This window comes from Cupriavidus sp. DF5525, assembly GCF_040149425.2.
GTDB classification, from domain to species: domain Bacteria; phylum Pseudomonadota; class Gammaproteobacteria; order Burkholderiales; family Burkholderiaceae; genus Cupriavidus; species Cupriavidus pickettii_A.
This window is the reverse complement of the sequence record NZ_CP168266.1, coordinates 2,137,217-2,159,664: the sequence shown is the minus strand read 5'-3', so window position 1 is coordinate 2,159,664 and position 22,448 is coordinate 2,137,217. Positions and strand designations below refer to the sequence as shown.

Below are 22,448 nucleotides of genomic sequence, written 5' to 3'. Positions count from 1 at the left end.
CCGGGCCGCGCCGGGCCCCGCCATGCCGTCGCCTCCCCCCGTGCCGTCGCGCACAACCCAGCAAGGAGCCAGCCGTGTCCGATCCCAACCAGGCAACGAAGCGCAAACGCGCGGGCAGGGCCGCCACGGCCTCGCCGCCGGGCCGCAGCGTCATGGTCTACGGCTGCGAGCCGCTGGGCGATGCCGACAGCCACCATGGCACGACCCTTGCCAATATAGCCCGCAAGGTGGCCGATATCGCGGGCTATGCCTTCGCCGGTGCCTACGCCGCGCCGGGCGCGGGGCAAACCGCGCCCTACCTGGTGCCCGCGCAGACGCTGGTGGGCGCCGACCTGGCCGCCAGCCTCGGCGTGCAGGGCGAGAGCGACCTCTTTGGCGGCGTGGTGCCGTACGCGTTCGTGGCCACCAAGGCGATCACGCACGGCCTGGTGGAACCGGGCGCGGCGGCACCGCAGGGCTGGTGCGAGGGCTTCGTGCAGCGCGTGGTGGGCGCGACCCTGCCGGGCTTTACCGCGTTCACCGTGGCCGACGCGCGCGTGGCCGGCAAGCGCCTGCTGGCGCTGGGACCGGTGCGGCTCAAGGAGCCCTGCGGCATCGGTGGGCTGGGCCAGCGCGTGGTCGACAGCGAGCGCGCGCTGGACGAGGCGCTGGACGCGATGCAGGCCGATATCGTCGAAACCCTCGGCCTGGTGCTGGAGCGCGACCTGGACGCGCCCCAGACCTACAGCGTTGGGCAGGTGGAGCTGGCCGGCCTGCGTGCCGCCTACTGCGGCACGCAGAGGCTGACGGCCAACAACCGCGGCCAGCAGGTGTACGGCGGCTCGACGCTGACGGTGGTGCGCGGCGGCTTTGACGCGCTGCTGGAGCAACCATTCGATGCGCGCACGCAGGCCGCGGTACGCGCGGCGATGGTGTACCACGACGCCGCGCTGGCCTGCTATGGCGGCATGGTGCTGTCGCGCTGCAACTATGACGTGGCCTTCGGGCCCGCGGCCGGAAGTGCCGACCGCGAGTGCGTGCTGGGCGGCGTGCTGGAGCAGTCCTGGCGCGTGGGCGGCGCGACCGGCGCCGAACTGGCTGCGCTGGCGGCGCTGCGCGAGGATCCGAGGCGCACGCGCGTGGTGGCCTCGACCCGCGAGGTGTACGGCAACGGCGTGCAGGTGCCCGACGATGCCGAGATCTATTTCCAGGGAGAGGACCGCCATGTCGGTCCTCTGACCAAATACGCACGACTGGAGCGTGAATCCGATGGCAACGCATGAAGAACTCCTGCAGATACAGACCGAGGGCGGCACCATTGCCGGCACCCTGATCAGTCCTGAAACCAAGCTGCCCGGGGTGCTGTTCGTCCATGGCTGGGGCGGCAGCCAGCAGCAGTACCTGGCGCGCGCGCGCAAGGTGGCGGGGCTGGGCTGTGTCTGCCTGACGTTCGACCTGACCGGCCATGCCGGTACGCGCGCGGAGTACGAAACCGTCACCCGCATGCGCAACCTCGCCGATGTGGTGGCGGCCTACGATTTGCTGGTGCGCCAGACCGAAGTGGACCGCAACGCGATCGCGGTGGTGGGCAGCAGCTACGGCGGCTACCTCGCCGCACTGCTGACCACCTTGCGCCCGGTGCGCTGGATGAGCTTCCGCGCGCCGGCGCTGTACATGGATTCCGGCTGGGAACTGCCCAAGCGCCAGCTGCATCGCGAACAGGACCTGGTCAGCTATCGGCGCAGCGTGGTGCCCCCGGAAAGCAACCGCGCGCTGCGCGCCTGCTGCGCCTTCGCCGGCGACGTGCTGGTGATCGAATCCGAGAGCGACCAGGTGGTGCCGCACGCCGCGGTGATGAGCTATGTCGACGCCTGCCTGCATGCCAATTCGATGACCTACCGCATGATCAAGGGCGCCGACCACGGCCTGACCGACGAGGAAAGCCAGCGCGCCTACACCAGCCTGCTGGTCAACTGGCTGCGCGAGATGATCACCGTCGCGCGCGCCGGCCCGGTCAGCGCGGAGCGCGCGGTGCCACCCAGGCCGCGGCCCGCGCCCCCGGAGCACGAGGAGGAGCTGGGCATGGCGGGCGCCATGTCGGGCACCGGCACGTCGCCATCAGGCGCGAGCGCCCCGCCGGCCCGCGCGGAATAGCGTGCCCGCGCCAGCCTTGCGACGGCCATGGATAGCGCGCTGGCGACCACAGAGGCCGCCGTCACGCTCGAGGCCGTGCTGCGCGACGCGGGCCTGCGCTATGTCGACGACAGCGGACCGGGCATCACGCGCCGCCGCCACGGCAGCGGCTTCCGCTATATCGGTCCCGACGGCGAGCGCGTGCGCGATGCCGGCACGCTGGCGCGCATCGCCGCGATGGCGATCCCGCCGGCCTATGAATCGGTGTGGATCTGCGCGGACCCGCGCGGGCACCTGCAGGCCACCGGGCGCGATGCGCGCGGGCGCAAGCAGTACGTCTACCACGCCGAATGGGCGGTGCTGCGCGATACCGACAAATACGGCCGGCTGCTGGCCTTTGGCACCGCGCTGCCGCGGCTGCGGGCGCGCGCCACGCGCGACCTCGGCCGCAACGGCATGCCGCGCGAGAAGGTGGTCGCCGCGGTGGTGGTGCTGCTGGACGCCACGCTGGTGCGTGTGGGCTCGCCGCGCTACGCTCGGCAGAACCGCACCTACGGCCTGACCACGCTGCGCCGCCGCCATGTGACCGTGCGCGGCAGCCGGCTGCGCTTCCAGTTCAACGGCAAGAGCGGCATCACGCATGACGTCTCGGTCAACGACCCGCGCCTCGCGCGCATCGTGCGCAACTGTGCCGACCTGCCGGGGCAGCGCCTGTTCAAGTACCGCGACAGCGACGGCGAGATCCGCGAGATCGGCTCGGCCGACGTCAACGCCTACCTGCAGGAAGTCACCGGCGGCGACTTTACGGCGAAGGATTTCCGTACCTGGGCCGGCAGCGTGCATGCGCTCGCGATCCTGCGCAAGCTGCCCGAAGCGGACAGCGAGAGCGCGCGCAAGAAGGCCGTCGCGGATGCGATCCGCCAGGTGGCGCACCAGCTGCGCAACACCATGGCGGTGTGCCGCAAGTGCTATGTGCATCCGGAGGTGATCGACGCCTACCTTGCCGGCGCGCTGCAGGCACGCGGCAAGGCGCCGTCGGCGACGCGGCTGCGCGCGGACGAGGCGCGGCTGCTGCAACTGCTGGCGAAGACAACCTCCGGGGCCGGCAAGTGAGCGCGCGCGGCGAGCGGGTTCAGCAGGGCAGCGGGCCGATATAGCCGGGCAGTTCGCGCGCACCCGCCGTATGCGCCAGTTGGAACGCGCGCGCGAGGGCAATGGCGAAGTGGTGCTGCGTGTCGAACGGCCCCGGCACGTTGCGCCGGAAGTAGTCCGCCCAGCGGAAATCCGGGTAGGCCGTTTTTACCTTGCGGTAGCCGCCGGCCAGTTGCACGAATGCCTCCAGGCTGCGGTAGGGATCGTCGCGCATGTCGTGGATCGCGTCCGGCAGCTCCGTCAGAGGGCGGCGCCGGCCGTGCTCGTCATACGGGTGGACCATGTGGTTGGCCACCATGTGGCGCCAGAATGCGCGCGCATCCATGTCGCTGAGGTCAGTGCGCACGAGGCCGGGCACATGGGTCAGGCCCAGGTCGTGCCAGGCGCGCACCCAGTGGTGGTGATCGACCACGTACAGCGCCTGCTCCGGGCCGATCACCAGATGTACCCGGTGCCGGTCCAGGAACGCGGCGCGATGCTCCGGCGGCACGCGCCGGGTGGTGTGGACCTTCTGCGCGACGTGGTAGGCGCCGACCGTGATCTGGGTGGGATGCAGGATGTCCAGCGGCACCATCAACTTGCTGTCGGGCCTGAGTTTGCGTGGAGAGCGAGGCATAGGGGCAGGGGCGGGGCGCGGCAGGGCCGCGCCCGTCGTCATGGTTGGCGGTCAGCTCTTGTTCAGCGTGCGGTCCGGTGAGGTGCCGGCGGGACTGGTGCCCGAGGCGGTGCCGCTCGTGCTGCCACCGGTGCCGCCGGTGCCCGATGTGCCCAGGCTGCCGCTGCGGCCGCCCAAGGTCTCATCGCCGCCGACTTCGGATCCCGCTGCCCACGCGCTGCCCGACTGGCGCTGCACGCGCAGGCGGTTATCCACTTCGGTGACGCCAAACACCGCATCGGCGATCTCCTCGATCACGTACTTCTCGCGGCGCTCGCGCACCGTGCCGTCCAGCGTTACCACGCCGTTGGCGACCTCCACCGTGACCTCGCCGACATCGATATACGGGTTCATTGCCAGGCGTTCGCAGACGTCTTCGCGCACGCGCTCGTCCGGGCGGTGGTAGCCCTTGGGGCCTACCGCGCGGCGCCCGGCGTGGCGGCTGCCCTGTCCGGCCTGCTCGGCATAGGGCGTGCGACGGTGGTAGCCGGGATCGTCCGGATATACGCGCTGGCCGCCGCTGTACGACTGGCCGCCGCGGCCGGCGTCGCCAAAGTAGCCGCCGCCATAGCTGGGCTGGCCGGCGCGCTCCTCGCGATCGCGCTCCATGCCTTCACGCCAGTGCATCGCGCGGCCGCCGCGTTCGCCCCATTCGCTGCGTTCGCGCCGCTCGTCCTCACCGCGCCAGCCGCGGCCTTCGCCGGCGCCCTGGCGGGCGCGTCCGTAGCCTTCATCGCGCGGGCCCAGTTCGCTGCTGCGGCCGCGCGGACCGAAGCGGTCCTCGTCGCGGTAGCCATAGCCGGATTCGCGCTCCTGGCTGCGATAGCCGCTGTCCTGCGGGTTCGGGCGATAGCCGCCATAGCCGCTGCTGTACGGATGCCCGGTGCCGCCGGTATCCGCGGCGCCGTAGCCCTGTTCGCCCCAACTGCCGCGGCGCTGGCCCGCCGGCGTGTCCTGCTGGTACCACGCGCCGCCGCGTTGCGGCGCCTGGCTGCCGCGCCCAGCGCTGCCCTGGCCGTTGTCTTCGCCGCGCCAGTCCTCGCCCCATTCCTGGCCCCAGTCTTCCGAGCCGCTGCCCAGGCGCTCGTCGCGCCGGCGTTCCGGCTGGCCGCCTTCGCGGCGCTGCGCTTCGTGGCTGCCGCGGCTGCGGCCGCCGCGGTCATTACGGAAGTTGAACATATGTGCCTCCTGGCTGTGGCGGCCCGTGCGGGCCGCCGCCTTGCAGGTGCGGCGGTGCGGCAAGCGGGCCTGAACGTTCATGCCTGAAAAGGCCGCAAAAACCGTGCCCCGCTGCGGCGCTGCCCGTGGGCCGCACGCAGCGGCGGCGCGCTGTAAGGATTGCCGGGCGATGTAACGGTTACGGGCGCCGCCGCAGGCACGCTGCGGCGGCGCTGGCGCGTGCGCGCCGCCGGGCAGAACGGCCGCGGCTTGCCGTTCGCGGCATGGAACTTGCGCAGCACGTGCAAAGGCTCTTGCGCGTCTCCCCGGCTGGTCCGATGCGCGCAACAAGCGGCCCCCGCAGTCAGGAGAGAACCATGTCCACACCCTCCACACCCTCCACACGCAAGAGCGTTCCACCCCAGCACCAGGACCGCCAGCCAGGGCTGGAAGCCCCCATGCGCCCGCAGCCGGACAGCGGCGCGGATGACTATGTCGGCAGCGGCCGGCTGAAGGGCCGCGTGGCGCTGGTCACCGGCGGCGACAGCGGCATCGGCCGCGCCATCGCGGTGGCGTTCGCGCGCGAAGGCGCCGACGTCGCCATCGCCTACCTCAACGAACATGCCGACGCGCGCGCGACCGTCGAACTGGTCGAGGCCGCCGGCCGCAAGTGCCTGGCGATCGCCGGGGACCTGGCCGACCATGCGCATGCCGAGGCCGTAGCCCGGCAGACGCTGCAGCAGTACGGCAAGCTCGACATCCTGGTCAACAACGCCGCCGAGCAACACCCGAAGGAATCGCTGGAAGACATCGATGCCGAGCAGGTCGAGGCGACCTTCCGCACCAACGTGTTCGCGATGTTCCATCTGACCCGCGCGCTGCTGCCGCATATGAAGCCCGGCTCGTCGATCCTGAACACGACTTCGGTGACCGCGTATCGTGGCAGCAAGCATTTGCTGGACTACTCTGCTACCAAGGGCGCGATCGTGTCGTTCACGCGTTCGCTGGCGCTGCAGGTGGTGGAGCGCGGCATCCGCGTCAACGGCGTGGCGCCCGGCCCGATCTGGACGCCGCTGATCCCGTCGACCTTCACCCCCGAGGAAGTCGCCGAGTTCGGCAAGAAGACGCCGATGGGCCGCCCGGGGCAGCCGTTCGAAGTGGCGGGGGGTTATGTCTTCCTGGCGTCGGACGCTGCCAGCTACATCACCGGGCAGATTCTGCACATCAACGGCGGGGAAGTCGTCAACGGTTGATCCCGGCCGCGCGCCGCGGCGCCGCGCATGTAGTTCGGGGCCGCGTTTTGCAAATATTGCACGGGCGGCGTGCGCCATGCTCCGCAACATGCCGCAAGCGTTGCCAGGGTTGCTGCATCACGCGCGGGCGTGGCTCTTGCAATGCGAATTGAGCAGTCACGGCCATTGCCGATATCAATCAGGGAGCCATCATGTCACCGATCGTAGCCGGACGTTTTGAATCGCTCGCCAGTGCGGAAGACGCGGCGCGCACGTTGTTCACACGCGGGTTCTCCGTGTGGGACGTATCGATCATGTCGATGCGACAGGGCGCCGCCGGCGCCGCGCCGCCGGGTGGCGTGATGCTGGCCGCGTGCGTCACCAACGGCCTGGATTCGGTCGTGGTCGACGTGCTGCGCGAAGCCGGCGCCAGCGACGTGGAGCGTGCCCAGGGCAGTTGGGAATGCGGCCAGTGGACCGATTTCGACCCTGCCACGCACGGTGAGCCGGTGCAGGACGGCGAGGGCGAGTTCTGGCCACGCCCGATCGCCCGGGAAGCGGTTGCCGAGCAAAGCACCGGCAACGAGGACCCCGGCAGCGAGCTGGAGCACTACGTCGAACGCAAGCGTGTCGAGCACGACTGAGCGCCGCGCGGGCGCGGCAGACGACGGCGAGGCCAGACGCAGCGGCACGGAGCGCGCCGCCGCGCCACGCCGGCTGCGCGGCAAGGCCATGGCTGAACTGGCGCGCCTGCGCCCGACGCAGCTGACGCTGGGCTACGTCCACGTCAACCACAAGATCGAAGTGACCCGGCGCCACGCCGATCCCGAGGACCTGGACGCGCTGCGGCGCTTCCTGCGCCGCCATCGCCTGAAGACCATCGCCGGGCCGGGCGGCGACCTCTATATCGTCGATCACCACCACTGGGCGCGCGCCTGGGTGGAGCTGGGCTATGAGTGGGCGCCGGTGCAGATCCTGCACGATCTCAGTCACATGAGCGCGTCGGCGTTCTGGAAGCGCATGCGCCGGCTCGGTCATGTCCACCCCTATGACGAGCACGGCAAGCTGCTGGGCCCGAAAGCCCTGCCGCCAACCGTGATGGGCATGCGTGACGACCCCTATCGCAGCCTCGCCGCGTTTACACGCGAGGCAGGGGCCTACCGCAAGCCGGGCAATGCCTATGGGGACTTCTGCTGGGCCGGCTTCCTGCGCGAGCGGGTGGAACAGGACATGCACAGCATTGCCGGCTTCGGCCTGGCGCTGGCCGAGTCGATCCGGCTGGCGCGCAGCGCCAAGGCCCGGCGCTTGCCGGGCTACTGCGGTGCGGCTGCGGGCAAACGCCGCAATGGCGCAGCCGCCGCCAAGGGGAAGGATGCGGGCAACGGAAAGGCGGGGCGCGCGGACAGCCCGAAGGGATAAGCGAAAAATAACCTGCGCGGAGCGGCACACCACCAATGCAAAGGGGCAGGCGCGATGGCCTGCCCCTGTCTCGCTGGCCCAGGCAACGGGCCCGCGCGGATCAGCTTTCCGACTTGTGCTTCGGCATGCCCTTGGTCTTGGTCGATGCCATCTTGTCGAGTTCCTTCTCGCTCATCGACTTGACCATCGAGCGTGAAGGCCCTTTGAGCGATCCGGCCTTCTTTTCGCCGCGCTTTGCGGAGAGCGCCGCTCCCGCGGCCTGCTGTTGCGCCTTGGATTTTGCTGGCATGTCAGTCTCCTTGCGAAGGGTGGAAAAGAACCGGTGGAGAGGAACCAGGCGATGCACCGGCACACGCCCGCGCTTCGTTATAGGCCGCTCAGGCGGAGCCTGCAAGCAGGCGCCGCTGCGCTGCCGCCGTGCGCGCGGGTGTGTGCCGGCGTGCATCGCCCGCTGGCTAGCCAGGACGCTATATCCTGCCGAGCACCACGAGCAGCACCACGATCAGGACGATCAGGCCCAGGCCGCCGCTTGGCCAGTAGCCCCAGCCGGAACTGTACGGCCATGCCGGCAGCGCGCCGACCAGCAGCAGGATAAGAATGATCAGAAGGATGGTGCCGATACCCATGGCGTGCTCCTTGTTCGTGGATCGGGGAAGCCGCGGCTTCCGTTCCGAAGTGACCCGCAGGGGTTTGCACAAAAGGCCACTACTCAGAATCCAGCGTAGAACAAGGCACGCGTACGTCCCTCCGGACAAGGGCTGAAATCGGTGTAGGAATCGGACGACGCCGGGAGCGCACGGCTGGCGCGTGGCGCGCCGCACAACGGCTGTGGCGCTCGCTGGTACCGCCCATGGTGGCGCAACGGCAGCGCAGTGCGCAAAGCGCCTCAGCCGGCTTCGGTGAGCCTGTGCTCGACCGCATAGACCGCCACCTGCACGCGGCTGGCCAGGTTCAGCTTCTTCAGGATGTTTTGCACGTGGATCTTCACCGTGCTTTCTGCCACGCCGAGATCGCGCGCGATCTCCTTGTTGCTTTCGCCCCGCGCCAGGCCCTGCACGATCTCGCGCTCGCGCGCGGTCAGGCGCGGGGCTTCGTCCTGGCGCGGCACGGCCAGCGGTGCCGGCGCGCGGAACTGCGCCACCAGCTTGGCGGTCATGCTGTCGGAGATCACCGGTTCGCCGGCGGCGGCGCGGCGGATGCCTGCGATCAGCGCTTCAGTCTCGATGTTCTTGATCAGGTAGCCGCGTGCGCCGCTGCGCAGCGCCGCGGCCAGTTCCTCGGCTTCCTCGGACACGGTCAGCACGATCACCGCGGTTTGCGGCAGGTCTTCCACCAGCAGCTGCAGCGCCTCCAGTCCCGACAGGCCCGGCATGTTCAGGTCCAGCAGGATCACGTCGGGGCGGTGCTGCTTGGCGCGCTTGATGCCTTCCACGCCGTCGGCGGCTTCGTCGACGATCTCGAAATCGGTCTGCCGCTGCAGCAGCGCGCGGATGCCGGAGCGGAACAGCGTGTGGTCGTCGATCAGCAGGATGCGGATGGTCATGGCTGGATTCCGGTGGTCTGGGTAGTCTTGGTGTCGGGGCGGGCGGCGGCTTGCGCCGTGGCGGGCAGGACGAGTTCGATGCGCACGCCGCGCCCCGGGCCGGCCTGCACGTGCAGCTGCGCGCCCAGGCGCGCGGCGCGCTCGCGCATGATGTTCAGGCCGATATGCGCATCGGCGCGCGTGGCCAGCTCGTCGGGATCGAAGCCTTCGCCGTCGTCCTGCACCACCAGGCGGAACTCACGCCCGTGGCGCAGCGCTACCGTCACGTGCGCGGCCATGGCGTGCTTGCGCACATTCGAGAGCGCCTCCTGCAGGATGAACAGCACCTGCAGCTGCTGCTCGGGCGAGAGCGGGCGGCCCGCGCCATCGTCGTCGATGCTGAGCGCGGCCTCCGTGCGGCACTGGCGGCGGAACCTCCCCACGGTTTCCTCCACCGCCGGGCGCAGTTCGCCGGTGCCCAGGCGCGAGCGGAAGTTGTTCAGCAGCTCGCGCACGTCCTGGTAACTCTCTTCCACGCCGTGGCGCAGCATCGGCACGATCTCGCGGGTCTCGGCCAGGTCGTCGCGCGTGACTGCGGCGTCGAGCAGCTGCACCTGCAGGTTCAGGTAGTTCAGGCCCTGCGCGATGCTGTCGTGCAGGCCTTGCGCGACCAGGTTGCGCTCTTCCACCACCGCGAGCTGGCGCGCGGTGGCCGACAGCCGCAGGTGCTCCAGCGCGGTGCCAAGATGCTGGCCGAGCGTTTCCAGCAGCTGGCGGTCCGACGGCGGCAGCGTGCGCGGCGCGCGGAAATGAAGCGCGAACACGCCGGTGGCGCCGCGCTGGCTTTCGATGCGGAACGCGGCCAGCGCCTGGAAGCCGCTGCGCGCGCAGGGCGTTGCGTCCCCGGCGGCGATGCCGCCGCGCGGCGCCGTGCGCAGGTCGGCGATGGCCACCACCGCCGCGCGCGTGGCGTCGCCGCAATGGCAGGCGTCGGCAGTGGCGCAGGCATCGGCATCGGCCAGCGACGCCGGTAGCCCGGTGGCCGCCAGCAGGTGCATCCTGCCGTGGCGGCTGTCGAGCACGCGCACGCTGCCGCCCTCGGCGTCAAACTGGCGCATCACACGTTCCAGGAAGCCGCGCGCCATGGCTTCGGCGTCGCTGGCCTGGTTCAGGAAGGCGGCCATGTCGTACAGGGCTTCCAGGTCGCGGTTCTGGCGCTCCAGCTCCGCGGTCTTTTGCGCCACGCGCGCCTCCAGGTCCTGGTACAGGCCCTGCAGCTCGCCCGCCATGCGGTTGAAGCCCTCGTTGAGCGTGCCGAACTCGTCCCGGCTTTCCACCGGCAGGCGCAGCGAGAACTCGCGCGCGGCCATGCGCTGCAGGCCGTCCTGCAGGCGCAGCACCGGCAGGATGATCCACAGGTAGAGCAGGTAGATCACCGCCACCGTGCCCACGCACGCCATCGCGGCCAGCGCTGCCTGCGACAGCCGCAGCAGGTCGGTCTTGCGCGCGCTGTCGTGTTCGATCATGCCGACCAGGCGGTCAGCCTGCGCGACAAAGCCGGGCAGCGCGGCGATGTACTGGTCCGGCGCGGCAGCGTGGCCCCCATCCGGCAGCGCCAGCGGCCGCAGCAGCTGCTGCCAGTCCTGCGTGACGCGCGCCATCTGCGCGTGGATGGCGGGCTCGTCGGGCAAGAACAGCGGCCGCGCCGGGTTTCCCTTCTTCAACTGGGCCAGCGTGGTGTCCAGCGCATGCACCTGCATCGCGAGCGCGTCGGACCGCCGCTCCTGCGCCAGCGACAGCTCGATCGCCACGCGGTTGGCGCGCATGCGCAGGCTGCCGGCGTCGTTGATGGCGGCGCCGGCGCCTTCTAGCTTCCAGGACAGCCACAGCGTGCCGGAGATCATGCCCAGCACGACCAGCAGCACCGCCAGCGACAGAGAGATGATGCGCGTGGACAGGCGGTGGCGCAGCGCCGGCAGGCCGGAAGCGGCAGGGGGGTCGGTTTGGGGCATGGTTCGGTATCGGGGGCTACCTGGGGGCTACCTGGAGGCTACGGCGCTCGGGCGCGCGCATTTCGTCAGCCATTGTCGGCGGCTGGCCAGGGCGGCTTCCTGCGCCAGATCAACTAAACCCGGGTTTTGGTGCTCGGATGTGCGGGCAGCGACGCATCGGGCCAGGAGCCTGGCGGGGCGATCGCAGCCAGGACAGTGGAGCTGACACCACACCAGATATGTCATGGGGTGATATTTCGTCGCGCCTCCCCGCATGGCACGCGCTTTCACCGGCGGACTTATCCGGGATCAAATCCCGCGGGCAAGGCGCGCTCTAGCATCCGGTCAATACCGATCCGGGAGACCGCAAACCATGTCCACGGGAACCGACTTGCTGGTGCGCCAGCACCGCGACTGCGATGACGCGCTGGCACGGCTCGAAGCCGCCGCGCGCGAAGGAAACTGGGCCAGGGCCGCCGGCGCGTTCGCGCTGCTGGAAGCCGCGCTGGAGGGCAATTTCAACGCCGAGGAAGCGCGCCTGTTCCCAGCCTTCGAGCAGGCCACCGGCATGGCCGGCGGGCCCACCGCCGTGATGCGCCGCGAGCACGACGCGGTGCGCGCGCTGCTGGACAACGCGCGTGAATGGCTGGCCCTGCATGACGGCAATGCGCTGGCGGCCGACCTCGACACGCTGGTGGTGCTGCTGCAGCAGCACAACGTCAAGGAAGAGAACGTGCTGTTTCCGATGTGCCGCGCGCTGCTGCCCGACCTGGACGCCGTGCTCGCCGGCCTCGCGTAGGGCTGGCCGATGCATCGTCAATGCACGACACGCGCCGCATGAAAGCCGCCAACCTGGACTACGAACGCGCGCCGCGCCCGGCGGTGGTGTTCGGCTGCCTGATGCCGGCGCCGTGGCTGGGCGCGGCGGCCGGCGTGCTGCTCGCGGCGGGGCCGGCCGACGGCCTGCCGGACCGGTTCGCGCCGCTGGCGCTGGTGGCCGTGCACATGCTGGCGCTGGGCATGCTGCTGCCGGTGATGGTGGGCGCGCTGTTCCAGATGATGCCGGTGGTGGCCGGCGTGTCCGTGCCGGGCACGGGCGCGCTGGCGCCGTTCGTGGCGGCTGCGGGCGCGGGCATGGCCGCGGCGCTGGCAGTTGGCCTGCTGGGCGGCGAGCCCATGGCCTTGCGCGCGGCGGCGATTGCCGCCGCGGTGCCGCTGCTGGCCGGCGTGCTGTTGCTGGCCGCGGGGCGGCGCGTGGTCGCGGTCGATGCCACCACCCGTACGCTTGCCGGCATCGGCGCGCCGCTGGCGCTCGCGGTGCTGTGCGGCATGGCGCTGGCCGGCACGCTCGGCGGCTGGTGGCGCGTGCCGGTGGCACAGGTGCTGGACCTGCATATGGCCTGGGCGCTGGGTGGCTGGCTGGCGGCGCTGGTGACGGGCGTGGCCACCACCGTCGTGCCGATGTTCTGGCAGACGCGGCGCCTGCCCGCCGCGCTGGAGCGCTGGCTGCCGCTGGGACACTGGCTGCCGCTGGCGGCGTTCAGTGCCGCGGCGCTGTTATGGACAGAAGTGCCTGCGTTGGCGCACGGCGTGCTGCTGCTGTGGCTGGCCTTTGTCGCCGCGCTGGCCGCCTGCGGGCTGGCCGGCACGCTGCGCGCGCGGCGGCGCCATGATCCGCTCTGGCTGCTGTGGCCGGTGGCCTGCGCGAGCATGCTGGGTGCGGCCCTGCTGGCGGGAGTCGCCGTCGCCATGCCCGGCGTGGACCTGCCGCTGGCATGGTGGGCCGGCACCATGGCGCTGGTCGGCGCGGGCGTGCTCCCGGTCACGGCCATGCTCGGCAAGATCGTGCCGTTCCTGGCCTGGCTGCACCTGCGCCGGCTGCTGCCGCCGCGCGCGCGCGTGCCGGCCATGCAGGCCATCATTGCGCCGGCGCGGCAACAGCGCCAGGCCTGGCTGTTGCTGGCGGCTTACCTGTTGCTGCTGGCGGTGCCGCTGGCGCCGGCGTGGCTGGCGCGTGCCGGCGGCGTGTTGCTGGCGGCCGCCAATGCGTGGCTGGGCTGGCAGCTGCTGGGCGCGTTGCGCTGCATGCGCCAGATGCGCAAGCGCGGCGGCCTGCCGCCGCGCCATGTGGGCGTGGGTGCCGAAGGAGGTCATCACCATGATTGAAGCCGTAAGCCTGGACGCGTTGCCGCTGTTCCGCGGCGTCGATGAAGCGGTACTGGCGCAGCTGCGCGCCGCCGCCACACTGCGCTGCCTGCGCAAGGGCGAATACCTATTCCGCTGCGGCGAGCCGTGCGAAGGCCTGTTTATCGTGATGGAGGGGCTGGTCAAGCTGGCCCTGCTGTCGCCCTCCGGCGAAGAGCCGACCGGCGAGCGCGCCATCGAAGTCTTCGGTCCCGGCTCGGTGTTCGGCGAAGACCTGTTGTTTCTCGGGGTGCCACGCCGCATGGCCTGCCAGGCGCAGGCGCGCACCGTGGTGCTGCATATCGGCAAGGCGGCGCTGTGGCACGCGCTGATGCAGGAGCCGCTGCTTGCCGCACAGCTGCTGCGCAACCTGTCCGGGCGGCTGCACGGACTGATGCGCGATATCGAAGCCGTCAGCCTGCAGAGCGCGCTGCAGCGCGTGGCGGGTTTCCTGCGCGAGCAGGCCTTTGCCACGCGCCGCACCTGGCTGGCGTGCACGCAACGCGTGATCGCCTCCAAGCTCGGCATCACGCCGGAAACGCTGTCGCGCGTGATGCATCGCTTCTGCGCGGAGCGGCTGGTCCGCATCGAGCGCGGCAAGATCTACCTGCTCGATCCGGAGGGGCTGGCGCGGCAGGCGGGTGGGCCGGAACTGGCCGCGGCCTGAGCGCAAAAAAAGACGAGGAAGAACAGATGAAGCGTGCCGCGCCGCAAGGCGGGGCACGCGGGATTGCGCGCCGGGTTGCGCGCCGGGTTGCGCGCGTCAAGCCTGCGCGGCCGGCGCCAGCGCTGCGGGCTTTTCCCCGGTCAGCAGGTAGTGCATCAGCTCGGCCACCGGCCGGATCGCCTCCCCGAACGGTAGCGCACCGCGGCCGCGGAAGAACAACCCCCGCTCCACATCGCCGCGCACCGCCTGCGCCAGCTTGAGGTCGATGCAGAACTGGCCGATGCGGGCGATGCCGTCGCGCAGCCCGCAGGTCTGCAGGCAGTCGAAGCCCTCCAGGCATTCGCGCACCTTGGCGCGGCGCTGCAGCCGTGCCTCGCTCGACAGGTAGCGCGCCAGCCACGGCGTCAGCACCGCGCGCGCAGGCAGGCCGGCCACGCTGGTGAACTCGCGCAGCGTCTCCGGCCGCGCAGTGGCCAGCACCTGCTTGAAGGCCGGATGCGCATCGCATTCCTCGGTGACGGCAAAGGCGGTGCCAAGCTGGACCGCGGCTGCGCCCTCGTTCAGCCAGTGGCGCACCTTGGCGTGGCTGTCGATGCCGCCGGCCAGGATCAGCGGAATGCTGTCCCACGCCAGCCCGAGCGTTTGGAACAACTCGCGGCACTCGGCCAGCACGCGCGAGAAGGAGAAGCGCGGCTCGGACAGGTCCTGGATGGTGGCCGCACCGAGGTGGCCGCCGGCATGCGCCGGGTGTTCGATCACGATGGCATCGGGCAGGCGGCCCTTTTTCATCCAGCGGCGCAGCACCAGGCCGATGCCGCGCGACTCTGACAGGATCGGGATCAGCGCCACCTTGGGGTGGCCGGCGGTCAGCTCGGGCAGGTCCAGCGGCAGGCCGGCGCCCATGACGATGGCATCGGCGCCGCTTTCGCACGACTGGCGCACCAGTGCGGCATGCGAGCCCACCGCCTTCATCACGTTGACCGCGATCAGGCCACGGCCTTCGGACAGCCTGCGCGCGGCGCGGATCTCGCGGTCGAGGGCCTCCAGGTTGGCGGCCTCGATGTTGGCCTTGTCGCGGGTGCAGCGCGGGCCGCTGGTGCGTTCGACCAGGTCGGGATGGTGGTGGCGCAGGTCGATGCTGGCAATGGTGCCAACGCCGTTCTCGCGCGCGACCGTGCCGGCCAGCCGGTGCGCGGAGATGCCGATGCCCATGCCGCCCTGCACGATGGGCAACAGGCGGCGGCCGGCCAGCTTGAGCCAGTGTTCATTCATTAACGCTCTCCGGAAAGGTGGTGCGCGCGGGGCCGGCATGCGGCCTGGCGCGATGGGGGTGATTGCGGAAGCGTGGCACAGCGCCAGGGGTCCGCGTTTGCCGCAGGTCAAGCGCACGGGCGTGCCCTGCCATCGGCCTACGCCGACCGGCATAGGTCCGCGTGCGCCGTGTGCGCGTTGGTGCCGCGCGTTGGTGCCGGTTTGCGCGCGATCAAGCCCCTGTCGCGAACGCTTGGCTAGCATCGGCCGCTGTCCTGCCTCCTGCGCCATCGTCGGCGCCATCACCCATGACACCTGCTTCCCCAGCCTTGCCCGACGGCGCAACCGCGCCGCGCCGGCCCCAGCTGGTCGCGCCCGCCGGTTCGCTCGCTGCGCTGCGCATGGCGCTGCAGCACGGCGCCGACGCGGTCTACCTGGGCCTGCGCGACGCCACCAACGCACGCAATTTCGGCGGCCTGAACTTCACCGAGGCCGACATCCGCACCGGCGTTGCCGAAGCCCATGCGCGCGGCGCCGAAGTGCTGTTCGCCATCAACACCTTTGCGCAGATGGGCGCAGTGCCGCAGTGGCACCGCGCCGTGGACGCGGCCGCGGACCTTGGCGCCGACGCGGTCATCATGGCCGACGCCGGCCTGATGGGTTATGCCTGCGAGCGCCATCCCGGGCTGCGCCTGCACCTGTCGGTGCAGGGCTCGGCCACGCACGCCGATGCCATCGAGCTGATGCGCGAGCGCTTCAATATCCGCCGCGTGGTGCTGCCGCGGGTGCTGTCGCTGGCGCAGATCGGCAAGCTGGCGCGCCAGACCAGCGTGGAGCTGGAGGTGTTCGGCTTTGGCAGCCTGTGCGTGATGGCGGAGGGGCGCTGCCTGCTGTCGTCCTACGCCACCGGGGATTCGCCCAACAACAAGGGTGTCTGCTCGCCCGCGCACGCGGTGCGCTGGACTGAGCAGGACGGCACCATGCACGCGCGGCTGTCGGGCATCCTGATCGACAGCTACGCGCCAGGCGAGCCCGCCGGCTATCCGACGCTGTGCAAGGGGCGCTTCGACGTCGAGAGCGAGCGCGGCTACGTGCTGGAAGAGCCGACCAGCCTCAACGCGCTGTCGCTGCTGCCGTCGCTGATCGACATGGGCATTGCCGCGATCAAGATCGAAGGCCGCCAGCGCAGCCCGCGCTATGTGGGCGACGTGGTCGGCGTGCTGCGCGCGGCCATCGACGCCGCCTGTGCCGACCCGGCACGCTTTGCGCCGCGCCAGGAATGGCAGAGCACGCTCGGCCGCCATGCCGAGGGCGACCAGGTGACGCAGGGCGCCTACGACCGGCCGTGGCGGTGATGCCGATGGAACCGATTTGCGTTGATATGGCCATGCCGGCCACGATGGAGTTTCCCATGCCCGACACCGACACCGACACCGACACCGACACCGACACCGCGTTGCCGGACTTCGGCATCGCGCTGGGCCCGCTGCTGTACTACTGGCCGCGCGAGCAAGTGCTGCAGTTCTACGCCGCCGTCGCCGATGCGCCGGTGCAGCGCGTCTACCTCGGCGAAACGGTCTGCACCCGCCGCCATGAACTGCGCCATGCCGACTGGCTGGCGCTCGCGCAGATGCTGCGCGACGCCGGCAAGGAGGTGGTGCTGTCCACCCCGGTGCTGGTGGAGTCCGACACCGATATCGCCTGGATGCGCCGCGCCTGCGCGCAGCACGACTACCTGGTCGAGGCCAACGACCTGGGCGCGGTGCGCAGCATGGGTGGGCGGCCCTTTGTCGGCGGCCCGCACCTGAACGCCTATCACGCCGATACGCTGGCGTGGCTGGCAAGCCTGGGCGCGGTGGGCTGCGTCGCGCCGGTGGAGATGGACGGCCGTACGCTTGGCGCGCTGGCCGCGGCCCGGCCCGAGGGCATGCGTGTCGAAGCCCTGGTCTGGGGCCGCATGCCGCTGGCCTTCTCGGCGCGGTGCTTCACCGCGCGCCACCATCGGCTGCGCAAGGACAGCTGCGAGTTCCGCTGCATGGACTACCCCGACGGCCTGGTGGCCGCCACCGGCGAAGGGCAGGCATTCTTCACGCTCAACGGCGTGCAGACGCAGAGCGCCACCTGCCTGGACCTGTGCGGCGAGGCGCTGGCCATGGCCGCGATGGGCGTGCAGATGCTGCGCGTCAGCCCGCATTCGACCGGCACGCTGGAGGTGGTGCGGCAGCTTGCCGCGATCCGTGCCGGCGTGCAGGCGCCTGCCCCCAGTGGCATCGTCCCGGCCGGCGCGCAGCCCTGCAATGGCTACTGGCATGGCAGCGCCGGCATCGCCTGGGAGGCGCGGGCATGAACGCATTGCACAAGGTGATGGCCGGCGTGCATCGGCGCATGCCCGCGCGGGCGCGCGCGCTGCCGCTGGTGGCGGCGCTGGAACTGGCGCGCCGTGCCGGCTGGCTGGAGCCGCCCGCGGCGCTGGACGGGCATGCCTTCCTGCTGACGGTGCAGGACCTTGGCCTGGAGGTGCCGTTCCGTTGCGAAGGCGGGCGCTTCCATACGGCCGCGGCCGAAGGACCGGCGCCCGCGCTGACGCTGCGCGCCTGCGCGGTGGACTACCTGCGGCTGCTGGGCGGCGAGGCGGATACCGATACGCTGTTTTTCCAGCGCAAGCTGGTGATCAGCGGCGATACGGCGCTGGGGCTGGAGGTCAAGTACTGGCTCGATGCCGCGCCGCGGCCGGCGTGGGTCAGCCGGGCGGCGGCGCGCCTGGTGGCATTGCAGGGGGCGCTGGCGGCAGGCGGCGCGTAGCGGCGCGCTACGCGTCCCCGTCCAGCAGGAAGCGGTTGCGGCCCGCGCGCTTGGCGCGATACATCGCGCTGTCGGCACGGTGCAGCAGCGGCTCCAGGCGCGGCGCTTCGGGCACCGTGCACACCGCGCCGACGCTGATGGTCACCACGGGCTGGACCGGCGTGCCGTTGTGCGCGATGCCGAGGTCGCGCACGGCCTCCACCATGCGGCGCGCGACGGCCCGGGTTTCCTCGCCCGAGGCGTCGGGCAGCAGCGCCGCGAATTCCTCGCCGCCGAGCCGGGCGCAGAACTGCGGGCGCGCCAGCGTCCGGGTCAGGGCCGTGGCGATCTGGCGCAGGCAGTCGTCGCCGGCCACATGGCCGTGCAGATCGTTGTACTGCTTGAACAGGTCCACGTCGAGAATCAGCAAGCCCAGCGCCTGGTTGCGATCGAACGCGCGCGTCACCGCCGCGAGCGACTCGCGCTGGAAGTAGCGCCGGTTGGGGATGCCGGTGAGCGCGTCGATATCGAGGTCGGCCTGCACCTGCGACAACTGTTCCTCGGTCTGCCCGAGCCGCGCGGTCAGGGCCAGTTCGCGCGACTGGAACCGGCTGATATCGCGCATGAACACCAGGCTGCCGATCTGCCTGCCGTCCAGCCTGGCGACGCTTTCCACCGTCAGTTCGAAGGGCGCGCCCGGCGGCACGAAGGGCTGGGCGGCGCTGTTATCCGCGGCGGCAAGCGAGCGCTCCAGCGCGCCTTGCCAGCCGGCCGGCACGGCGCTGCCGCGGTGCAGCGCGGGCCACAACTGCGCGGCGGCCGGGTTGAATTCGACCACCGCGCCCCGGCTGTCGACGATCACGCAGCCTTCGCGCAGCGCACCGAACACGCGCAGCCGCGCATAGTGGCCAATATCGTCGAGGTGGGTGCGCAGCGCGCAGAACCACACCAGCACCGCCATCAGCGAAAACGTCGCCGGCGTCAGGTCGCCGCCGAGCGGGCCGGTCCAGCGCTTCAGGTAAGCGACATGCGTAAGCAGCGGCAACGCCAGGCCGGCGGCCAGGATGGCGCGGCCCCGGCGCGACAGCGCGTCGTTGGGCACTTCCGCCGTGACCAGGAAATACAGGCTCAGCCCGAGCAGCGCATACGACCACGCCGCCACCACCACATAGCCCGGGCCATGCTCGAACACGGCGCCGGGCGCGACCCCGGGCGGCATCAGCGTGATGCGCTGCCAGATCAGGTGGTGGCGTTCGTTGGTGAACACCAGCACCACCGTCACCACCGCGGCCAGCACCGGCAGCCACAGCCTGGACCACGGCACCACGTAGCGCGGGCGGCTCAGGTGCACCATCGCCACCAGCCAGCCGATCGGCACGGCCACGATGCCCAGGTACTGCGCCTTGGACCACAGGATCCGGCCGGGCAGGTCGGTCGAGCTGATTTCCAGCAGGCGGCCGCCGCTCCAGATCACCACGCCGCCGGCCAGCACCAGGAAGGCCTGGATGGTGGGATCGTCGCGCCGCGTCCAGGTGGCAACGACCATGCCAATGCTGCAGATGACAGCAATGGTGAGCAGGAGAACCAGGGGGTAGGAAGGCATGGAGACGGGCGCGTCCTGGAGCGATGGGCCTATGCGCTGGCGCCGCGGGGCATCCCGGTGGGGACGTTGGGGCCCGCATGGTGGCGTGCCGTGCCGGTTCGGCGCCTGGCTCGGGCGCTGGCATATTGGGTTCGCGTTCTCATCGGCATGAATGATACCGGGCTGCGCGGGCCGGTTGTCGTCCAGCCGTAGCCGGTTGGACGGGATGAGCGTCAGCGGCGGGTGGTCGGGACGGGGGAACAGCGATGGGCGCCGCTGCCCCGACCGCCGGTAGAGGGGGTGTGGCCATCCTCGACCGGATCGGAGAAGCGGTCGCTGAAGGCCAGGTCGAGCTTCAGTGCCGGATACGGCACTGACAAGGCCTATATCCTGGACGGGCTCGCGTCAGGGGCGCTGCGGCCTTGCGGGAAGATTGTCGTGACGGCGTGACTGGCCCGGGCCGGCTTACTCCCCGGAGGGCTGCGGTCGCGGCGTCTCGCGGATCGACCAGGACGGCACATCGGTCACGCCATCCCGACCGACCGTCCAGTCAGCAAATTGTCCCCGCATCAGCAGGTGGCCCCAGCCATCGATCCATTTCTGCTGCGCCCGCGCCATCAGTTCCATCATGGCCGAGACGTAGCGCAGCGGTCCGCCGAGCAGAGGCAGCTCGCTGGCGATCTCGCGCGCGTACAACTCCTCCGGGTCCTGCAAGATGATCACGCCCAGGGCATCGAGCCGCAGCTCGTCGAACATGGAACGGGCGAACTCGAGGTTCAGCTCGGCCATCCGGCGCAGGTTGTCAGCCAGGTCGGACTGCATGGACTCATACTGGTGCATGCCGGCAAAATAGGTCGGGAAGGGCCAGAAGGGCTGGGGCCAGAAGACTTGGGTTGCGGTCATCATCACGGAACTCTCCGGTGGGTCCGCAATGCCGGCAGGGGGCAGGGCGGAGTCGTCCGATGGCGGTGGCCATGGCGGCGGCACACCTGCGCGCCGCCCACACGGACGGCATGCTGACTAGCTTAAGCGGTAAGCCGACCCGTCGCCATGACGGATGGGTGCCAGCGGCATTCAGGTGACGCGCCGGACGGAAATCCGCGCGACGACATGCTGGTGACACACAAATGGCGCAGGCACGCATGATCCGTGCCTTCACTTGCACCGCAACCGCTTCGCCAGCTTATGCAGATTGCTGGCATCCACTCCCAATTGCCGCGCCGCCTGCGCCCAGTTCCCATGATGGAACTGCAGCGCCTGCTCGATACAGGCTCGCTGGGTTTGCTCCACCGCGTCGCGCAGCGTCGTGCCCGCCTCCAATGCCGGTGCAGCAAAGGCGCGCGTCATGCCCGCACCGGGCTGGTGCGCCGACGCAGGCGATTCCAGCCCGTCGAGGTCCAGCAACTCCGCCTCCAGCGTCACGATGTCATTGCGGTCCGCGCCGCGGCTGACGGCGCGCAGCGCGGCGCGGCTGATCACGTGTTCCAGCTCGCGCACGTTGCCGGGCCAGCGGTAGCGCCGCAGCGCATCCTGCGCGGCGGCTGAGAGCCGCAGGCTGCGCAGGCCGAGCCGCGCGCGGTTCAGCTCCAGGAAGCGCCCGGCCAGCAGCAGCACGTCGTTGCCGCGCTCGCGCAGCGGCGGGATGGGGATCGGGTAGACCGACAGGCGGTGATAGAGGTCGGCACGGAAGGAGCCGTCGCGCACGTGTTCGCGCAGGTTGCGGTTGGTGGCTGCGATCACGCGCACGTTGACGCGGCGCGGGCGGTCGGAGCCCAGGCGCTGGATTTCGCCATTCTGCAGCGTGCGCAGCAGCTTGGCCTGGATTGCCAGCGGCAGTTCGCCCACTTCATCGAGGAACAGGGTGCCGCCGTCGGCGGCCTCGAAGCGGCCGGGGCGTTCGCCGGTGGCGCCGGAGAAGGCGCCACGGGCGTGGCCGAAGAGCTCGCTTTCGGCCAGGGACTCGGGCAGTGCCGCGCAGTTGACATGCACCAGCGGCTGCGCGCGCCGGCGCGACTGCCGGTGCAGGCGGTGTGCGAACAGTTCCTTGCCGACGCCGGTCTCGCCCAGCAGCAGCACCGGCAGCTCGGTATCGGCCACCACTTCCAGCTCATGCAGCAGGTTGGCGATGGCTTCGCTCTGGCCGACGATCTCGCCGGCGATTTCGCCATTGCCGGCGACGCCCTCATCGGTGGCCTGGGTGCCGCGCGCGAGTTGCAGCGCGCGGATCTCGGCCTCAAGACGCGTGGTGCGGATCGCTGCTTCGACGATCACCGTCAGCCGCTGCAGCTCGGCCTGCGCGGCGGTATCGAAGGTGCCGACCGTCAGCGCATCCAGCGTCAGCGCGCCCCACGGCTGGCCGTCCACTTCCAGGCTGGTGCCCATGCAGTCGTGCACCGGTAGCGGCTCGCCCACGTGTTCGTCGATCAGGCCGTCATACGGGTCGGGCAGCATGCTGTCGTGGTGGAAGCAGGTCACGCCGCGCCGCGCCAGGATCGCCGCCAGGCGCGGATGCAGGCCCACGGCAAAGCGCCGGCCCAGCGCATCGCGCACCAGGCCGTCGACGGCAACGGGGCGCAGATGGTCTTCCTCGAGCCGCAGCAGCGCCACCGCGCCGCAACGGAAATGTGTACGCAGGACGCTGACCAGGCGTTGCAGGCGAACCGCTTGCGGCAGGTCGGTGACGAGGTCGGCCAGCAGGTCGGGATACATCGCGCTCGGTAGCATGGTGAAAAATACCCGTCG

23 protein-coding genes are annotated in these 22,448 nt (G+C 70.7%); 12 read left to right on the top strand and 11 right to left on the bottom strand.

Annotated features, from left to right (window positions below):
* The first annotated feature begins 74 nt into the window (after window positions 1-74).
* From ABNX08_RS31090 to ABNX08_RS31080, 3 genes are read left to right on the top strand one after another with little or no spacing between them, the layout of a single operon-like run.
* Entirely contained in the window at window positions 75-1,262 is a 1,188-nt protein-coding gene (locus ABNX08_RS31090) for a DUF3182 family protein (protein ID WP_022539635.1), read from the top strand.
* A complete protein-coding gene (locus tag ABNX08_RS31085) occupies window positions 1,249-2,133 on the top strand; it encodes a S9 family peptidase (protein ID WP_022539634.1) in 885 nt (294 codons plus the stop codon). The genes ABNX08_RS31090 and ABNX08_RS31085 overlap by 14 nt, the downstream gene beginning before the upstream one ends.
* A 27-nt stretch (window positions 2,134-2,160) precedes the next feature.
* Window positions 2,161-3,225 (top strand): DNA topoisomerase IB, encoded by a 1,065-nt coding sequence (locus ABNX08_RS31080; RefSeq protein ID WP_022539633.1) that lies wholly within the window; start codon window positions 2,161-2,163, stop codon window positions 3,223-3,225.
* A 19-nt stretch (window positions 3,226-3,244) separates the two neighbouring features.
* Here the strand turns inward: ABNX08_RS31080 and ABNX08_RS31075 are convergent, their stop codons facing one another.
* Together ABNX08_RS31075 and ABNX08_RS31070 are read right to left on the bottom strand one after the other, a co-directional pair.
* Window positions 3,245-3,880, bottom strand: a complete 636-nt coding sequence (locus ABNX08_RS31075) for a ParB-like protein (protein ID WP_041681857.1) — start codon at window positions 3,878-3,880, stop codon at window positions 3,245-3,247.
* A gap of 51 nt (window positions 3,881-3,931) precedes the next feature.
* Window positions 3,932-5,098 carry a BON domain-containing protein gene (locus ABNX08_RS31070; RefSeq protein WP_041682233.1) on the bottom strand — a complete coding sequence of 389 codons (1,167 nt, stop codon included), beginning with the start codon at window positions 5,096-5,098 and terminating at the stop codon, window positions 3,932-3,934.
* Window positions 5,099-5,454: 356 nt separating this feature from the next.
* Here ABNX08_RS31070 and ABNX08_RS31065 point away from each other — a divergent pair, with 356 nt between their 5' ends.
* From ABNX08_RS31065 to ABNX08_RS31055, 3 genes are all read left to right on the top strand, one after another.
* Window positions 5,455-6,330: an SDR family oxidoreductase gene (locus ABNX08_RS31065; RefSeq protein WP_022539629.1), complete on the top strand. Its 876-nt coding sequence runs from the start codon at window positions 5,455-5,457 to the stop codon at window positions 6,328-6,330.
* 191 nt (window positions 6,331-6,521) lie between these two features.
* The gene (locus ABNX08_RS31060; RefSeq protein ID WP_022539628.1) at window positions 6,522-6,953 is read left to right on the top strand and encodes a hypothetical protein; all 432 of its coding nucleotides are present in this window, start codon (window positions 6,522-6,524) and stop codon (window positions 6,951-6,953) included.
* Window positions 6,937-7,728, top strand: coding sequence for a ParB/Srx family N-terminal domain-containing protein (locus ABNX08_RS31055; protein ID WP_022539627.1), 792 nt, complete (start codon window positions 6,937-6,939; stop codon window positions 7,726-7,728). Before ABNX08_RS31060 ends, ABNX08_RS31055 begins: the two co-directional genes overlap by 17 nt.
* A gap of 100 nt (window positions 7,729-7,828) precedes the next feature.
* Here the strand turns inward: ABNX08_RS31055 and ABNX08_RS31050 are convergent, their stop codons facing one another.
* The 4 genes from ABNX08_RS31050 to ABNX08_RS31035 form a co-directional block, all read right to left on the bottom strand.
* Window positions 7,829-8,017 carry a DUF3008 family protein gene (locus tag ABNX08_RS31050; protein ID WP_022539626.1) on the bottom strand — a complete coding sequence of 63 codons (189 nt, stop codon included), beginning with the start codon at window positions 8,015-8,017 and terminating at the stop codon, window positions 7,829-7,831.
* Between the two features lie 178 nt (window positions 8,018-8,195).
* A complete protein-coding gene (locus tag ABNX08_RS31045; RefSeq protein ID WP_022539625.1) occupies window positions 8,196-8,354 on the bottom strand; it encodes a DUF3309 family protein in 159 nt (52 codons plus the stop codon).
* Window positions 8,355-8,614: 260 nt separating this feature from the next.
* On the bottom strand, window positions 8,615-9,271 hold the full coding sequence (locus tag ABNX08_RS31040; protein WP_022539624.1) for a response regulator transcription factor: 657 nt from the start codon (window positions 9,269-9,271) through the stop codon (window positions 8,615-8,617).
* Window positions 9,268-11,262: a type IV pili methyl-accepting chemotaxis transducer N-terminal domain-containing protein gene (locus ABNX08_RS31035; RefSeq protein ID WP_022539623.1), complete on the bottom strand. Its 1,995-nt coding sequence runs from the start codon at window positions 11,260-11,262 to the stop codon at window positions 9,268-9,270. Before ABNX08_RS31035 ends, ABNX08_RS31040 begins: the two co-directional genes overlap by 4 nt.
* A 352-nt stretch (window positions 11,263-11,614) precedes the next feature.
* On the opposite strand from ABNX08_RS31035, the gene ABNX08_RS31030 reads away from it, so the two are divergent.
* Genes ABNX08_RS31030 through ABNX08_RS31020 form a run of 3 tightly spaced genes read left to right on the top strand, consistent with a single transcriptional unit; the run spans window position 11,615 to window position 14,092 of the window.
* Window positions 11,615-12,040 carry a hemerythrin domain-containing protein gene (locus ABNX08_RS31030; RefSeq protein ID WP_022539622.1) on the top strand — a complete coding sequence of 142 codons (426 nt, stop codon included), beginning with the start codon at window positions 11,615-11,617 and terminating at the stop codon, window positions 12,038-12,040.
* Between the two features lie 38 nt (window positions 12,041-12,078).
* Window positions 12,079-13,407: a hypothetical protein gene (locus ABNX08_RS31025; protein WP_041682231.1), complete on the top strand. Its 1,329-nt coding sequence runs from the start codon at window positions 12,079-12,081 to the stop codon at window positions 13,405-13,407.
* On the top strand, window positions 13,400-14,092 hold the full coding sequence (locus tag ABNX08_RS31020; protein ID WP_022539620.1) for a Crp/Fnr family transcriptional regulator: 693 nt from the start codon (window positions 13,400-13,402) through the stop codon (window positions 14,090-14,092). The genes ABNX08_RS31025 and ABNX08_RS31020 overlap by 8 nt, the downstream gene beginning before the upstream one ends.
* A gap of 96 nt (window positions 14,093-14,188) precedes the next feature.
* Here the strand turns inward: ABNX08_RS31020 and ABNX08_RS31015 are convergent, their stop codons facing one another.
* On the bottom strand, window positions 14,189-15,364 hold the full coding sequence (locus ABNX08_RS31015) for a nitronate monooxygenase family protein (RefSeq protein ID WP_022539619.1): 1,176 nt from the start codon (window positions 15,362-15,364) through the stop codon (window positions 14,189-14,191).
* Window positions 15,365-15,651: 287 nt separating this feature from the next.
* Here ABNX08_RS31015 and ABNX08_RS31010 point away from each other — a divergent pair, with 287 nt between their 5' ends.
* The 3 genes from ABNX08_RS31010 to ABNX08_RS31000 are packed head-to-tail and all read left to right on the top strand — an operon-like array spanning window position 15,652 to window position 18,145.
* Entirely contained in the window at window positions 15,652-16,698 is a 1,047-nt protein-coding gene (locus ABNX08_RS31010) for a peptidase U32 family protein (protein ID WP_349607274.1), read from the top strand.
* 56 nt (window positions 16,699-16,754) lie between these two features.
* Window positions 16,755-17,690, top strand: coding sequence for a U32 family peptidase (locus ABNX08_RS31005; RefSeq protein ID WP_349607275.1), 936 nt, complete (start codon window positions 16,755-16,757; stop codon window positions 17,688-17,690).
* The gene (locus tag ABNX08_RS31000; RefSeq protein ID WP_022539616.1) at window positions 17,687-18,145 is read left to right on the top strand and encodes an SCP2 domain-containing protein; all 459 of its coding nucleotides are present in this window, start codon (window positions 17,687-17,689) and stop codon (window positions 18,143-18,145) included. Before ABNX08_RS31005 ends, ABNX08_RS31000 begins: the two co-directional genes overlap by 4 nt.
* Window positions 18,146-18,152: 7 nt before the next feature.
* Here the strand turns inward: ABNX08_RS31000 and ABNX08_RS30995 are convergent, their stop codons facing one another.
* From ABNX08_RS30995 to norR, 4 genes are all read right to left on the bottom strand, one after another.
* Entirely contained in the window at window positions 18,153-19,727 is a 1,575-nt protein-coding gene (locus tag ABNX08_RS30995; RefSeq protein ID WP_022539615.1) for a histidine kinase N-terminal 7TM domain-containing protein, read from the bottom strand.
* A gap of 212 nt (window positions 19,728-19,939) precedes the next feature.
* Complete coding sequence (locus tag ABNX08_RS30990; RefSeq protein WP_349607276.1) at window positions 19,940-20,086, bottom strand: hypothetical protein; 147 nt, start codon at window positions 20,084-20,086, stop codon at window positions 19,940-19,942.
* Between the two features lie 85 nt (window positions 20,087-20,171).
* On the bottom strand, window positions 20,172-20,612 hold the full coding sequence (locus ABNX08_RS30985; RefSeq protein ID WP_022539614.1) for a phasin family protein: 441 nt from the start codon (window positions 20,610-20,612) through the stop codon (window positions 20,172-20,174).
* A gap of 249 nt (window positions 20,613-20,861) precedes the next feature.
* Window positions 20,862-22,430 carry a nitric oxide reductase transcriptional regulator NorR gene (gene norR, locus ABNX08_RS30980; RefSeq protein ID WP_022539613.1) on the bottom strand — a complete coding sequence of 523 codons (1,569 nt, stop codon included), beginning with the start codon at window positions 22,428-22,430 and terminating at the stop codon, window positions 20,862-20,864.
* Window positions 22,431-22,448 lie beyond the last annotated feature (18 nt).

Bases quoted from the DNA above. Each gene is read 5' to 3' on its own strand.
- ABNX08_RS31085 (WP_022539634.1), top strand. From the start codon at position 1,249: ATGGCAACGCATGAAGAACTCCTGCAGATACAGACCGAGGGCGGCACC.
- ABNX08_RS31080 (WP_022539633.1), top strand. From the start codon at position 2,161: ATGGATAGCGCGCTGGCGACCACAGAGGCCGCCGTCACGCTCGAGGCC.
- ABNX08_RS31075 (WP_041681857.1), bottom strand. From the start codon at position 3,880: ATGCCTCGCTCTCCACGCAAACTCAGGCCCGACAGCAAGTTGATGGTG.
- ABNX08_RS31070 (WP_041682233.1), bottom strand. From the start codon at position 5,098: ATGTTCAACTTCCGTAATGACCGCGGCGGCCGCAGCCGCGGCAGCCAC.
- ABNX08_RS31065 (WP_022539629.1), top strand. From the start codon at position 5,455: ATGTCCACACCCTCCACACCCTCCACACGCAAGAGCGTTCCACCCCAG.
- ABNX08_RS31060 (WP_022539628.1), top strand. From the start codon at position 6,522: ATGTCACCGATCGTAGCCGGACGTTTTGAATCGCTCGCCAGTGCGGAA.
- ABNX08_RS31050 (WP_022539626.1), bottom strand. From the start codon at position 8,017: ATGCCAGCAAAATCCAAGGCGCAACAGCAGGCCGCGGGAGCGGCGCTC.
- ABNX08_RS31045 (WP_022539625.1), bottom strand. From the start codon at position 8,354: ATGGGTATCGGCACCATCCTTCTGATCATTCTTATCCTGCTGCTGGTC.
- ABNX08_RS31040 (WP_022539624.1), bottom strand. From the start codon at position 9,271: ATGACCATCCGCATCCTGCTGATCGACGACCACACGCTGTTCCGCTCC.
- ABNX08_RS31035 (WP_022539623.1), bottom strand. From the start codon at position 11,262: ATGCCCCAAACCGACCCCCCTGCCGCTTCCGGCCTGCCGGCGCTGCGC.
- ABNX08_RS31030 (WP_022539622.1), top strand. From the start codon at position 11,615: ATGTCCACGGGAACCGACTTGCTGGTGCGCCAGCACCGCGACTGCGAT.
- ABNX08_RS31025 (WP_041682231.1), top strand. From the start codon at position 12,079: ATGAAAGCCGCCAACCTGGACTACGAACGCGCGCCGCGCCCGGCGGTG.
- ABNX08_RS31020 (WP_022539620.1), top strand. From the start codon at position 13,400: ATGATTGAAGCCGTAAGCCTGGACGCGTTGCCGCTGTTCCGCGGCGTC.
- ABNX08_RS31015 (WP_022539619.1), bottom strand. From the start codon at position 15,364: ATGAATGAACACTGGCTCAAGCTGGCCGGCCGCCGCCTGTTGCCCATC.
- ABNX08_RS31010 (WP_349607274.1), top strand. From the start codon at position 15,652: ATGACACCTGCTTCCCCAGCCTTGCCCGACGGCGCAACCGCGCCGCGC.
- ABNX08_RS31005 (WP_349607275.1), top strand. From the start codon at position 16,755: ATGCCCGACACCGACACCGACACCGACACCGACACCGACACCGCGTTG.
- ABNX08_RS31000 (WP_022539616.1), top strand. From the start codon at position 17,687: ATGAACGCATTGCACAAGGTGATGGCCGGCGTGCATCGGCGCATGCCC.
- ABNX08_RS30995 (WP_022539615.1), bottom strand. From the start codon at position 19,727: ATGCCTTCCTACCCCCTGGTTCTCCTGCTCACCATTGCTGTCATCTGC.
- ABNX08_RS30985 (WP_022539614.1), bottom strand. From the start codon at position 20,612: ATGATGACCGCAACCCAAGTCTTCTGGCCCCAGCCCTTCTGGCCCTTC.
- norR (WP_022539613.1), bottom strand. From the start codon at position 22,430: ATGCTACCGAGCGCGATGTATCCCGACCTGCTGGCCGACCTCGTCACC.